A 12,396-nucleotide genomic window follows, 5' to 3' on the forward strand; every position below is an offset into this window, starting at 1 on the left:
AGTGGATTCTTCAGATGGAAAGAAAACTGACCAGATAGTCTTGAGGAGGAAATAGAATATGTTAATGAACATGAAAGACTTGTTAAAGGTTGCAAATGAAAACAATTTTGCAATACCTGCATTTAATGTAAGTGATTACTCTATGTTTATGGGGATTATGGAAAGCTGCGAAAAAACACAGTCTCCAGTCATTATAGAGATTCATCCGCTGGAACTGGAGTTCACTGGAACGGATCTGGTGGACGCTATTATTAAGCGGGCATACAGATCTTCTGTTCCGGTATGTCTGCATCTGGATCACTGTGAAAATTTTGATACGTTTATCTATGCGATTCAGGCCGGGTTCACTTCGGTTATGTTTGATGGTTCCGGCCTCCCATTTGAGGAGAATATCGCAGGGGCAAAGAGGACGGCAGCGTTAGCTCATCCGGTTAATGTTTCCGTAGAAGCTGAGCTTGGAACCATCGGTTCTACAGACAATCAGGGAGAAGCAGGCGCAGACCAGATTATCTATACCGACCCGGAAGATGCAGTGCAATTCATCCGGGAGACGGGGATTGACACCCTGGCCATAGCAATCGGAACGTCACATGGACTGTATCCGGCAGGCATGGTTCCCAAACTCCGCCTGGATATTCTGGAGGAGATTAAGAAAAAAGTGAGTATTCCGCTTGTTCTTCATGGTGGTTCCAATAACTCGGATGATGAGGTCGGGCAGGCTGTAAAACTTGGTATTAATAAGATTAATATCGCCAGCGATATTAAGCGGGCCTACTATGACAAGATGCGTGAGGTGTTAAAAAACCAGGATATGAGGGAGCCGAATATGATTCAGCCGGCTTGTATCGAAGCGATGCAGGAGGTAGTAGAGCATAAGCTGCAATTATTTAGTACCATCGGAAAAGCAAAACTATATTAAAAGAAACGAGGAAAATTACTATGAAAATGTTAATCAGCGGTAAATGGACAGATTCATCAGACAAAGCAACATTAGATGTAACAAATCCATATAATGGCACATTGTTGGAATGTGTTCCAAGTGCCACTAAGGAAGACGTAGACCGTGCGATCGCAGATGCTGCAGAGGCACAGAAAGTATGGAACCGGGTGATTATCCGGGAGCGTGCAATCATTCTTCGCAGGTATCTTGGACTTTTGAAAAAAAACAGAGAAGATTTGGCAAAGACTCTGACTCTGGAGACGGGGAAGCCTATTTTTGATTCTTACGGAGAAATTGATTCTGTGTATATGACTTTCGAAAGTTCTATTGAAGTGGTGAAACATCAATACGGCAAGACCATGCCTATGGGGATCGAGGCAGGTTATGATGATGACCTTCAGGTCACGGTACATGAGCCTCTTGGGGTGATTGCATGTATTGTTCCTTTTAATTTCCCGGCAGCACTCTGGGCATTTAAAGCTGGTCCGGCCCTGATGTCCGGCAATGCCATTGTAGTGAAACCGGCAACGTCAAATCCACTGACAGTCATGAAGCTCATGGGATTATTGGTGGAAGCAGGAGTAACTCCCGGGGCAGTACAGTGTATCACCGGAAGAGGCTCCAGCGTAGGAAACTGGATTACCGACAATCCTTCTATTGCTATGGTGAATCTCACCGGCGGTGTAGCGGCAGGAAAAGAGATTGCAAGACACGCAGCAGAGAATCTTACTACTTATAAATTTGAACTGGGCGGAAACGATCCGCTGATTATCTGTGCGGATTGTGATATGGATCTGGCTGTCAATGAGGCCGGAGATAAGACGCGTAATGCCGGACAGTGCTGCTCTGGTGCCAAAAGATTTATCGTACACGAGTCTGTTAAGGAGGAGTTCGTCACAAGACTTATCGAAGAACGTCTGAAGACAGTCAAAGAGGGCGATTTGATGGATATTGAAACCGACTTTGGTGTTCTGATCAGTGAAAAAGCAGCTATGGAGGTAGAACGCCAGGTACAGTATACCATAGACCAGGGCGCAAAACTGGTATATGGAGGAGTGCGTAAAGGCGCTTATTATATGCCGACTGTTTTGGATAATTGTACAAAAGAAATGGATATTTGTAATGATATGGAAATTTTTGGACCATTATTTCCTATTTTTACTTTTCAGACACTGGATGAGGCAATTGAGATTGCAGAGGCTTCTGACTATGGATTAAGCGCCGGTGTCATCACAGAGAATCTGAAAGACGCTATGAAAGTAGCGGCAAGCCTTCGTACCGGTATGGTAGCTGTAAACGGATCCGGCGGATTCCGTGCTCAGGAACTTCCTTTCGGAGGCGGAAAAAAGATGAGTGGTAACAGCCGTGAATGCCTGTCTTCTGTACTGGAAGAGGTTACACAGGAGAAATCCATTATATTCCGTTATGCCATGAAAAAATATAACGAAGCCTAATATTTTGCTACATATTCAGAAAGGGACAAGAAAATGATTAATGTGAATGAAAAGAAAATCATCAGGGAGCTGGCCAGACAGGTTCGGGACAGAGCGGAAATGCCAATCATGCAGGAACGCAGAGAAAAGTGGTATGCACATAATGATCTGAAATCTACAGAGCCTGTTGTGGCCATATTTCCTGAAGGTGCCTGGCGTGAGATTATTACGCCGGCTATGCTGCAGTGCGAAAATGAAGATGCACGTGAGATGGAATGGCTTTTAAAAGCGCGCCTGTTTCGCGCTGATGTGATGCAGGATGATGTTCCTACGGAAAAAGTGTGGGAAGTACATAAAATTATTACCGATACAGGGTGGGATGCTCTGAATCCTACTCACAAGGACGGGGTTTTTGCCAATGAATCTTATCTGGATAATAACCTGGCAAATGTTCCTTTTGTTTGGAAACATGATTTTTCGTTTGAGGATAAAGCAATACCTTTTGAACCTGTAATTAATGAGCCGAAAGATTTGAAACGGTTGAGGAGCCCCCAGGTTACTTATCATGAAAAAGAGTCCCTGGAGAAACTAAAACTGCAGCAGGACATTCTGGGGGATATCCTTCCGGTTGAGTTTTGCGGTATGAAAGGTGTGTTCATTACGATGATGCAGACATATTCATATTATCGTGGCCTGGAACAGGTAATGTATGACATTTATGATGAACCGGAGATGCTTCATGAAGCAATGGCAATCCTTGAAAAAGGATACCATGACCTGCTGGATCAATATATTGATATGGGACTTTTGGAAAGCAGCAATACGCAGGGCTATAATGGAACGGGCGGAATGTGTTATACTCATGATTTGCCAAAAGAGCCGGGCGGAGGAAAAAGTCTGAAAAATGTCTGGGGTTCTACTGCATCGCAGGAATTTGCCATGGTGGGTCCCGAGATGCACGCTGAATTTGTTATGCAGTATGAACAGCGTATATCTGAGCGCTTTGGTCTGGCATCATATGGTTGTTGTGATGCAATCGAAGACAAGTTAAAGTATGTGTTAGATTTTAAAACGATACGAAGAATTTCGGTATCCCCATGGGCCGATATCGATTTGTGTGCTGAGCGGATTGGCAAGAAGGCGATCTATTCCTGGAAACCTAATCCGGCCTACTTCCTGAACAGCTATTCTGCAGCTGATGAAAAATTTATGGAAGACTATTTGAAGAAAATGTTAAATGCAACTAAAAATAATTGTGCAGAAATTATTTTAAAAGACACTCATACCTGTTTCAATGATCCGGCTAAATTTGGTCAGTGGGTAAAACTGGTGCGCAGATGTATTGAAGAATGCAGAGGATAAAACAGGTATTCTGGTAATTCTAGTAGTCCGTACTCTAAATTCATACCCGGCAAGAGGTGCAGAATGATGAAATCAGAAAAAAAAGTATCAGAGGCACAGAAAGCAGCTCAAAAGCGATATGATCAGGAAAAAACTAAAATGCTGTCAGTTAAATATACTCCTGTGGATATGGAAGATTATGAAAAGTTAAAAGAATATCTGACAGAGAGCGGTGAAAGTGCTAACTGGTTGATAAAAGAATTGATCCATAATTTCCTTACGATGAAAGACAAAAATGCAGCTGCTTATGGGGAAAAGATAATGCATCAGTAAAATTAAAGGAAGCACATAAATAATATCCAGTATTGCTGCAAAAGCAGTACTTAGGGAGATATCAGGTGGAAGAGGAGCAGCACAGATGAGAATCTATGGGCAGCCCCTCTTTTTATGTGTTAGAGCACTTACGGAAACTTTTCTGCACCCATCTTTTAGGCTGGTTTCCGAGAGCGCTCGAATTAGTAATTACCATGTTATTGAACATTATAAAGTTTATGAATAGATGATGAAAAGTTTATAAAATTCATTGACCCGAAGATAAAAAACATATATTATAAAATTAAATATTTTAAAATTATAATAAAAGGAGAATGAAACAATTGCTTGAGATTGAAAAAAAAGGTGATGAATACAAGAAGCAGCTGTTTCTCGGAAAAACAGAGCAGACAATTCCAATCGAAAGGAGGAATTTTAAACAGGCGGAGCAGATTATGGAAACTATGGTCGAATACAAGGAAATGCGTATGATGTATGCATGTGCAATAAAAGAGATCCGGACAAAGTTTGATGTTTTAGATACAGAATTCAGTATCCGCTATCAGAGAAATCCTATCAATTTTATAACCACGAGAGTGAAGAGTACGCACGGTATTTTTGAGAAAATGAATCGGATCAGCCCCAGGTTTACGTTAAAAGATGTGGAAGAAAATCTGAGCGATATTGCAGGCGTCCGTGTGATATGCTCCTATATTGATGATATATACCGGCTTGCAGCAGCGCTGACCGAACAGGATGATATATGTCTGTTAAAAGAGAAGGACTATATAAGAAATCCAAAACCAAATGGATACAGAAGTCTCCATTTGATCGTCAGCGTTCCAGTCTTTTTTGCAGATCATAAGAAAGAACTGAAAGTGGAAGTTCAGATCCGTACGATTGCTATGGACTTTTGGGCCAGTCTGGAACACCAGATAAAATATAAAAAAGACATATCGGATCAGCAGGAGGTCATTGCCCGTCTGAAACAATGTGCAGATACGATTGCAGAGACGGATATTAGTATGCTAGATATACGAAGGCATATAGAAGGCACCGGAGAAGCTGAAGCAGACAATGCTGTTTTGATAGAAAAAATCAAAAGACTGGATAAACCTATCATTTAATTAAGTCATACCTCCTGGAAAAATCAAATATCGGGGATGATTTATTCATAAAAGTTTTAGAGTTAAAAAGGAGAGGAAAATGAACGATTCACTTGAAACACTTTTATATGGAATGCTGTTTCGGAGACTCATGGAAAAAGAGCTGGAGCCGATTGAACAGCAGTATGATCTGCAGAAGATAGATATGCATATTCTGTTTTTTTTATATAAGGCCGGCGAACATAATACATCAAAAGATATCTCGAATCTGAAGATGTTTACCAGAGGACACATTTCACAGTCGCTTACCCGCCTGCAGAAAAAGGGATACATCAGAATAGAGCATGATCAGACCGACCGGAGGTGTACGCATAACGGCCTGACAGAAGATGCGGAGGCAATTATCGAATCCTTAAAAGAAATATATACAACTATACAGGATATTGTAATGGAGGGGGTAACAGACGAAGAGCAGAAAGTGCTGGCAACAGTAGCAAAGAAGGTAAACCAGAATATCAATAAGGTCTTATAAATAGAGAGGGAATGTTTCTATATTATATTTTAAACAAATGTTTTAAAAATAAAATATTTATAATTATAATAAATGGCTGTGGAAACTATGAAGAAAAAGAAGCGGGAGGTGCATGCTTATTAGTGGTAAGTTAAAAGAGAAAAGTAAGGAATCACTACGAAGCGTCCTTCCGATTACGGCAATCGTCCTGATTTTAAGTGTTGGGCTGTTTCCTTTGGAAATAGGAGCTGTGGCACTGTTTCTGGCCGGTGCATTTTTAGTAATCGCGGGGATGAGTTTATTTCAGCTTGGAGCAGAAATGTCTATGACACCATTGGGAGAAGGAATCGGCGGGCGTCTGATGAAAAAGAGGAATCTGCTGCTTATCATTGCAGGATGTTTCATTATGGGCGTGCTGATCACGATTTCTGAACCGGATCTGCAGGTGTTGGCGAATCAGGTGGCGTCGATTCCGAATCGGGTTCTGATTATAACTGTGGCAGTGGGGGTTGGGATATTTCTGGTGTTTGCTGTGTTGAGAATTTTATTCAAAATCCCTTTGTCGAAGATGCTGACAGTGTTATATATCTGCCTGTTCTTTGTGACGCTGGCTGCGCCCACGGAATTTCTTGCGGTAGCATTTGACTCCGGGGGAGTCACGACAGGACCGATGACAGTGCCATTCATCATGGCGCTGGGAGTAGGCCTGTCTGCTTCGAGAGGTGACAAAGACAGTGTGGCAGACAGTTTCGGGCTGATTGCTTTGAGCAGTATCGGTCCGATCCTGATGGTTCTCTTTCTGGGGATATTCTATCACCCCACAGACGCTGTGTATACGCCGGTCTCAATCCCGAAACTTACCACGACACAGGATGTAGTCCGGGAGTTTGTGCAGGCGATGCCGCAATATGCGGAAGAAGTTATAACCTGCATGCTGCCGATCATTGCAGTTTTTGCCGTTTTTCAAATTGCTACAAAGAACTATCGTAAACGACAGATCATAAAGATAGGTGTGGGATTTGTTTACACAGTCATTGGCCTGATCCTGTTCCTCGTTGGGGTAAATGTCGGTTTTGCACCGGTGGGATCTCTTCTCGGTAAAGAGATGGTATCAGGATCCTTTGCGTGGCTACTTGTTCCGATCGGAGTGATCATAGGCTACTATATTGTAAAAGCAGAGCCTGCTGTGCAGATCCTGAATGTTCAGGTAGAAGAAATTACAGGGGGGATGATCCCACGCCATAAAATGAATCTGTGCCTGTCGGTCGGAGTCGCCTGTGCAGTAGGACTGGCAATGTTCAGGGTACTTACCGGAATCCCGATATACTGGATACTGATTCCGGGATACATGCTGGCACTGCTGTTAAGCTGCAAGGTTCCGCCTGTATTTGTGGGAATCGCGTTCGATTCCGGAGGGGTAGCCAGCGGTCCTATGACGTCCACATTTCTGTTGCCTCTTACGATGGGAGCGTGTATGGCAGCCGGCGGTAATGTTGTTACGGATGCTTTCGGTGTCGTGGCGCTGGTGGCGCTGGCCCCACTGATTGCGATACAGATCATGGGAGCTGCTTATAAGTACAAGCTAGAGAAGGAATCGAAAGCAGAACCACAGATGATAGAAGAGAAGATCATTGAACTGGAGGAAGAGGGATGAATATGAATTTACTTTCTCTGAGACTGTTATTTGTGATAACGGATATCAGAATGGAAAAGAAGATCGAACGACTGTTTTCGGATATGCATCTGCCGGTATATTACCAATTCATAGGAAAGAAGACGGCAAAGAGCGGGGTGCCGGATATCTTCAGATTCGCAGGTAGTACCAGACTGATCACAGTATCCGTACTGCCGAAAGCGGCGATTGAAAAAGTGTATGATAACCTGAAGGAGACTCTTCGCATAAAAATGAAAGGCAAATGCGTGGCTGTAACGGTTCCGGTGACAGGAATTCAGGAAAGAATTTTAGCGCTGTTGAATGAGGAAGTATCCGAAAAGATTAAAAATTCATTGGAAGAGGAGGCGAAGAAGATGAAAGAGGAATCATTATATTCCATGATTCTGGTCTCTGTCAGATCCGGATATAGTGACGAAGTGATCGAAGCGGCAGAGAAAGCGGGGGCAAAAGGAGGCTCTGTGATCCGGGGAAGAAGATGCGGAACAGAGGCCATGGTGCACTTTCTTGGTATCTCAATGCAGGAAGAGCAGGATTTTGTTATGATAATCGTACCGAAAACGAAAAAGAGGGCGATCATGGAAAGCATTGGAGAATCCTGTGGCCTCAGGACAGAAGCATGTGGGATGACCATTTCGGTTCCCGTGGACGAGGTACTGGGCATGGAGGAATGATGATTCTTAATGCATCCCGTAACTCTTGCCCTTTGGGTATAATCAATTGACAGTCCACCTCCGGGCTGTCTTTTTATGTTAATAGCAGAAGAATATATGCAAATAAGGTCGTGATTATTAATAAATAGCGTCCTTTTTTTGTGCGGTTTCAGCAATTATAATAAGCATAGAATCGAAAAAGCATGAAGGAGGCACAACATGGAAAAATGTTATTTGGCCGTTGATATCGGTGCATCCAGCGGACGTCACATGCTGGCATGTATGGCAGATGGAAAGATGCGTCTGGAGGAAGTTTACCGATTTCCAAATGGAATGGATAATAAGGACGGTACATTGTGCTGGGATGTAGAACGTTTATTCAATGAGATCAAAAACGGACTGAAGAAATGTAAAGAGCTTGGCAAAATTCCAGTTTCAATGGCAATTGACACCTGGGGCGTGGATTATGTGCTGCTTGATAAAGAGGATAAGATTCTGGGAGACTCCGTTGGTTATCGTGACAGCCGTACAACCGGAATGGATAAAAAAGTATATGAAAAACTCTCACCGGAGGATCTGTATGCGAGGACCGGAATCCAAAAGCAGGTATTCAATACCATCTACCAGCTTATGGCAGTTAAGGAGACGCATCCGGAATATCTGGAACATGCAGAAGCAATACTCATGATACCGGATTATTTTCATTTTCTGCTGACCGGTGTCAAGAAGAACGAATATACCAATGCCACAACCGGACAGCTCATTAATTCAAAGACAAACGACTGGGATTACGAGATGATCGATATGCTGGGATACAATTCAAAAATGTTCCGGCCGGTATCCATGCCGGGTACTGTAGTCGGCAATTTTACAAAAGAGATCCGGGAAGAGGTCGGATTCGACTGTAAAGTTGTACTCCCGGCCACTCATGACACAGGTTCCGCCGTATTGGCAGTGCCGACCAACGATGACAATGCGATATACATAAGTTCCGGTACATGGTCCCTGATGGGAATTGAAAGAAAAGAAGCAGACTGCTCTATGGAAAGCATGAAAGCCAACTTTACAAACGAGGGCGGCTATGACCACAGATTCCGTTTCCTGAAGAACATCATGGGATTATGGATGATCCAGTCAGTGAAAAAAGAATTTACCGAGGATTTGTCCTTTGGGGAAATCTGTGACAGAGCATCCAAAGAGACTATTCCATCAATAGTAGACTGCAACGACGACTGCTTCCTGGCTCCCGAGAGCATGATAAAGGCGGTACAGGATTTCTGCAGCAGAACAAACCAGCAGGTTCCACTTACAGTCGGAGAGATCGCAGCGGTCATATACAACAGCCTCGCAAAATGCTATGGAGATACAGTAAAAGAGATCGAAGCAATCACGGGCAATACATATGACACGATCTACGTAGTGGGCGGAGGCGCCAACGCAGGATATTTGAACGAATTGACTGCAAAATATACCGGAAAGAAAGTCTCAGCAGGTCCTACAGAGGCAACGGCAATCGGCAATGTAACCGTTCAGATGATGCACGATGGCGTGTTCGCAAGCCTTCCAGAGGCACGGACATGTATTGATCAGTCATTTGATATAAAGAAGTATGATGAAAAAGGAAAACAATTCTGACAATGAGACGCAAAGGGGTCAGACCCCGACGTCGGAGGGGTCTGACCCCTTTGAGAAAATAAGGAGGATTTAAGATGACAACTAAGGAAAGATACGAATCAGCGAAAGAGATTTATGGAAAAGTTGGTGTGGATACTGATCAGGTTCTGGAGACATTAAAGTCTGTTCCGATTTCAATGCACTGCTGGCAGGGCGATGATGTAGGCGGATTTGACAGTGACGGTGCTCTTACAGGCGGAATCCAGGCTACAGGGAATTATCCTGGAAAGGCTAGAACTCCGGAAGAACTGATGGCTGATATTGATGAGGCACTGAGCCTGATTCCGGGAACTCACAGAATTAATGTTCATGCAAGTTATGCTATTTTCGAAGAGGGCGAATGGGCAGACCGTGATAAGCTGGAGCCAAAGCATTTTGTTAAATGGGTGGAATTTGCAAAAGAAAGAAGGCTTGGACTGGACTTTAACCCGACATTCTTCTCACATCCGAAGGCTGATGAATATACTCTGACCAGCCCGGACGAAGAGATCCGCAAATTCTGGATTGATCACGGAAAAGCATGCGTTCGTATCTCTCAGTATTTTGCTGAGGAACTGGGAACACCTTGTCTGATGAATATCTGGATTCCGGACGGTTTCAAAGATATTCCGGCAGACAGACTTGGACCGAGAGCGAGATACAAAGATTCTCTGGATCAGATCCTCGGAATTGACTATGATAAAGAGAAAGTACTGGTATGCCTTGAATCCAAAGTATTCGGTATCGGCCTCGAAGCATACACAGCAGGTTCTGCAGAATTCACAATGAATTACGTGATGAACAAAGGAATCGTGCCTCTGATGGATAATGGTCACTATCATCCGACTGAGGTAGTATCAGATAAGATCTCTTCTATGCTGCTGTTCAATGATAAGATTGCTCTTCATGTAACAAGACCGATCCGCTGGGACAGTGATCACGTTGTACTGCTTGATGACGAGACAAAAGAAATTGCAAAAGAGATTGTAAGAAATGATGCTCTGAATAGAGTAATTATCGGCCTTGACTTCTTTGATGCAAGTATCAACAGAATTTCTGCATGGGTAGTTGGTATGAGAAATATGCAGAAGGCTCTGATGTGTGCGATGTTAAGCCCGAATGCAAGACTGAAAGAACTGCAGGATACACAGCAGTTTACAGAACTGATGGCAATGCAGGAAGAACTGAAATGCTATCCGTTCGGCGATGTATGGAATTACTTCTGTGAAGTTAACAACGTTCCGGAGAGAGAAGACTGGCTGAAAGAAGTAAAGCGCTATGAAGCAGAAGAACTCTCAAAAAGAGCATAGGTTAGAGCCATTTCACGCTGGATATTCAATTACCTGGCGTGGCGGAGAAGCAGAGAAAATAATAAACAGGAAATCATAAATTGACAAAACAGATTAATTTGTTATAATATACTTAACAAGACAACCGGGACTGATAGATGAAGTCTATCCGTTCCGGACAAGATGTTACTACAAAGAGTAATCGCTATCCTTCCAAGAACGGGCGATTACTTTTTGCGTTTATCGTAGAAACTTTTCACAAGAGTGATGATTGCAGCAATCATCAGTACAAATGTAAATAAGTTATCATATGTAACGTACATAAGCACCACCCCTTTCGCAAGACTCCGAAACGGATGGATTCGCCCTTCCAGTTGCCTAGTACATCGAATAATAATTAACTGGCTGTTAAACTGACCTAAATTCCCGATAGCACTACTCCACAAGCCTCGGCGTAGCCCACTACGCCTGCGTTTGTGAAGCAGCACTCTCGAAAATTTATCTCAGTTTAACAGCCAGTTACTTATTTTTCGATGTACTAGTTAAATACACTATGTTCCGCAGTTTACTGCGGATCCGCCCGAAGGGCATGAGTGAAGAGAGGTCCTTTGGGTATCCTGTGTTGGCGCAGACATATGGCTTCTTTCTTTAAACTTACCTTCTGAGATTTTTAAAGTCCAGCCAGAACCCCTCCAATGTGCGGACCGGGATTCTTTCAGTAAAGGAATACTCCTTTATTTCGTTAATTTCCTTCATGTTAAACAGACAAACTGTTACGGCCTCTATCTTTGGATCAATCATCCAGTACTCTCTGATCCCCAGTGTTCTATATAAATGAAATTTAACGGTACAGTCTGTATATCTGCTGTCTGAAGAAAGAACCTCGGCAGTGAAAAACGGAACACTTCTGATCTCGTTCCCTGTTATTCTGCCCGGATGCAGAAGCAGAGCGATGTCTGGAATAAGAATGGTATTACCGCCATTGAGGTAAAAATGAATGGGAAAAGTAACGGCTTTGCATGGAGAATTAGTTTTTTTGCCATATGTGACAATCTGGCAGAGAAGTTCGGTTATGACAGCCTGATGCATGAAAGAAACCGGAGCACGGGCTACAATATATCCATTCATCAGCTCTGCATGAAGATGAGGGGACAGCTGTTCATAATCCTGACACGTACACTGCCCCTGTTTCTGAGCATTCCATGTCGGCAAAATATCATCAGACTGCACAATTTGGTCAGAATACTCTAAGAGTTCATCGTCAATCCCATTTTTCAGTATAAAATTATTACAATTGCTCATAAAGAACCTCCGTTACTTCTGACATAGTTCCATTTTACACGTAAAGAAAGGAAGAGTCATGCAGGTACAAACTGCTTGACAAACTATTTTGTGGATAAAAGCGTTTCGCCTATGTTATGATGTAAATAAGAAAAATAGCCGGAAGACCGGAGATACATTTTTCGAATCCAGTGTATTATTCCGG

General features: G+C 43.0%; 11 protein-coding genes. 10 read left to right on the forward strand and 1 reads right to left on the reverse strand.

The genetic code is table 11. The features are described 5' to 3' along the window. Positions 1-58 precede the first annotated feature (58 nt). The 10 genes from HMPREF0240_RS12875 to HMPREF0240_RS12920 all read left to right on the forward strand — a co-directional run bounded on the left by HMPREF0240_RS12875 (position 59) and on the right by HMPREF0240_RS12920 (position 10,931). On the forward strand, positions 59-919 hold the full coding sequence (locus HMPREF0240_RS12875) for a ketose-bisphosphate aldolase (RefSeq protein ID WP_009003852.1): 861 nt from the start codon (positions 59-61) through the stop codon (positions 917-919). Between the two features lie 20 nt (positions 920-939). Further along, positions 940-2,394 carry an aldehyde dehydrogenase family protein gene (locus HMPREF0240_RS12880; RefSeq protein ID WP_009003853.1) on the forward strand — a complete coding sequence of 485 codons (1,455 nt, stop codon included), beginning with the start codon at positions 940-942 and terminating at the stop codon, positions 2,392-2,394. 33 nt (positions 2,395-2,427) lie between these two features. Continuing rightward, entirely contained in the window at positions 2,428-3,735 is a 1,308-nt protein-coding gene (locus tag HMPREF0240_RS12885) for a hypothetical protein (RefSeq protein WP_009003854.1), read from the forward strand. A 63-nt stretch (positions 3,736-3,798) separates the two neighbouring features. Further along, complete coding sequence (locus HMPREF0240_RS12890) at positions 3,799-4,047, forward strand: hypothetical protein (RefSeq protein ID WP_009003855.1); 249 nt, start codon at positions 3,799-3,801, stop codon at positions 4,045-4,047. Between the two features lie 323 nt (positions 4,048-4,370). Next, positions 4,371-5,153, forward strand: a complete 783-nt coding sequence (locus tag HMPREF0240_RS12895; protein ID WP_242833341.1) for a GTP pyrophosphokinase family protein — start codon at positions 4,371-4,373, stop codon at positions 5,151-5,153. A gap of 79 nt (positions 5,154-5,232) precedes the next feature. Beyond that, the gene (locus HMPREF0240_RS12900) at positions 5,233-5,664 is read left to right on the forward strand and encodes a winged helix DNA-binding protein (RefSeq protein WP_009003857.1); all 432 of its coding nucleotides are present in this window, start codon (positions 5,233-5,235) and stop codon (positions 5,662-5,664) included. A 112-nt stretch (positions 5,665-5,776) separates the two neighbouring features. Then, on the forward strand, positions 5,777-7,297 hold the full coding sequence (locus HMPREF0240_RS12905) for a DUF1538 domain-containing protein (RefSeq protein ID WP_009003858.1): 1,521 nt from the start codon (positions 5,777-5,779) through the stop codon (positions 7,295-7,297). Beyond that, positions 7,294-7,989 (forward strand): hypothetical protein, encoded by a 696-nt coding sequence (locus HMPREF0240_RS12910; protein ID WP_035313366.1) that lies wholly within the window; start codon positions 7,294-7,296, stop codon positions 7,987-7,989. The genes HMPREF0240_RS12905 and HMPREF0240_RS12910 overlap by 4 nt, the downstream gene beginning before the upstream one ends. Positions 7,990-8,187: 198 nt before the next feature. Further along, positions 8,188-9,603, forward strand: a complete 1,416-nt coding sequence (gene rhaB, locus HMPREF0240_RS12915; protein WP_035313368.1) for a rhamnulokinase — start codon at positions 8,188-8,190, stop codon at positions 9,601-9,603. Between the two features lie 74 nt (positions 9,604-9,677). Further along, positions 9,678-10,931, forward strand: coding sequence for an L-rhamnose isomerase (locus HMPREF0240_RS12920; protein WP_035313370.1), 1,254 nt, complete (start codon positions 9,678-9,680; stop codon positions 10,929-10,931). A 633-nt stretch (positions 10,932-11,564) separates the two neighbouring features. On the opposite strand, the gene HMPREF0240_RS12925 is transcribed toward HMPREF0240_RS12920, so the two are convergent. Continuing rightward, entirely contained in the window at positions 11,565-12,212 is a 648-nt protein-coding gene (locus HMPREF0240_RS12925) for a Uma2 family endonuclease (RefSeq protein WP_009003860.1), read from the reverse strand. Positions 12,213-12,396: the final 184 nt, after the last annotated feature.

Origin of the sequence: Clostridium sp. D5, assembly GCF_000190355.1 — a bacterium.
Taxonomy (GTDB): domain Bacteria; phylum Bacillota; class Clostridia; order Lachnospirales; family Lachnospiraceae; genus Faecalicatena; species Faecalicatena fissicatena_A.

Bases quoted from the DNA above. Each gene is read 5' to 3' on its own strand.
- HMPREF0240_RS12875 (WP_009003852.1), top strand. From the start codon at position 59: ATGTTAATGAACATGAAAGACTTGTTAAAGGTTGCAAATGAAAACAAT.
- HMPREF0240_RS12880 (WP_009003853.1), top strand. From the start codon at position 940: ATGAAAATGTTAATCAGCGGTAAATGGACAGATTCATCAGACAAAGCA.
- HMPREF0240_RS12885 (WP_009003854.1), top strand. From the start codon at position 2,428: ATGATTAATGTGAATGAAAAGAAAATCATCAGGGAGCTGGCCAGACAG.
- HMPREF0240_RS12890 (WP_009003855.1), top strand. From the start codon at position 3,799: ATGATGAAATCAGAAAAAAAAGTATCAGAGGCACAGAAAGCAGCTCAA.
- HMPREF0240_RS12900 (WP_009003857.1), top strand. From the start codon at position 5,233: ATGAACGATTCACTTGAAACACTTTTATATGGAATGCTGTTTCGGAGA.
- HMPREF0240_RS12905 (WP_009003858.1), top strand. From the start codon at position 5,777: ATGCTTATTAGTGGTAAGTTAAAAGAGAAAAGTAAGGAATCACTACGA.
- HMPREF0240_RS12910 (WP_035313366.1), top strand. From the start codon at position 7,294: ATGAATATGAATTTACTTTCTCTGAGACTGTTATTTGTGATAACGGAT.
- rhaB (WP_035313368.1), top strand. From the start codon at position 8,188: ATGGAAAAATGTTATTTGGCCGTTGATATCGGTGCATCCAGCGGACGT.
- HMPREF0240_RS12920 (WP_035313370.1), top strand. From the start codon at position 9,678: ATGACAACTAAGGAAAGATACGAATCAGCGAAAGAGATTTATGGAAAA.
- HMPREF0240_RS12925 (WP_009003860.1), bottom strand. From the start codon at position 12,212: ATGAGCAATTGTAATAATTTTATACTGAAAAATGGGATTGACGATGAA.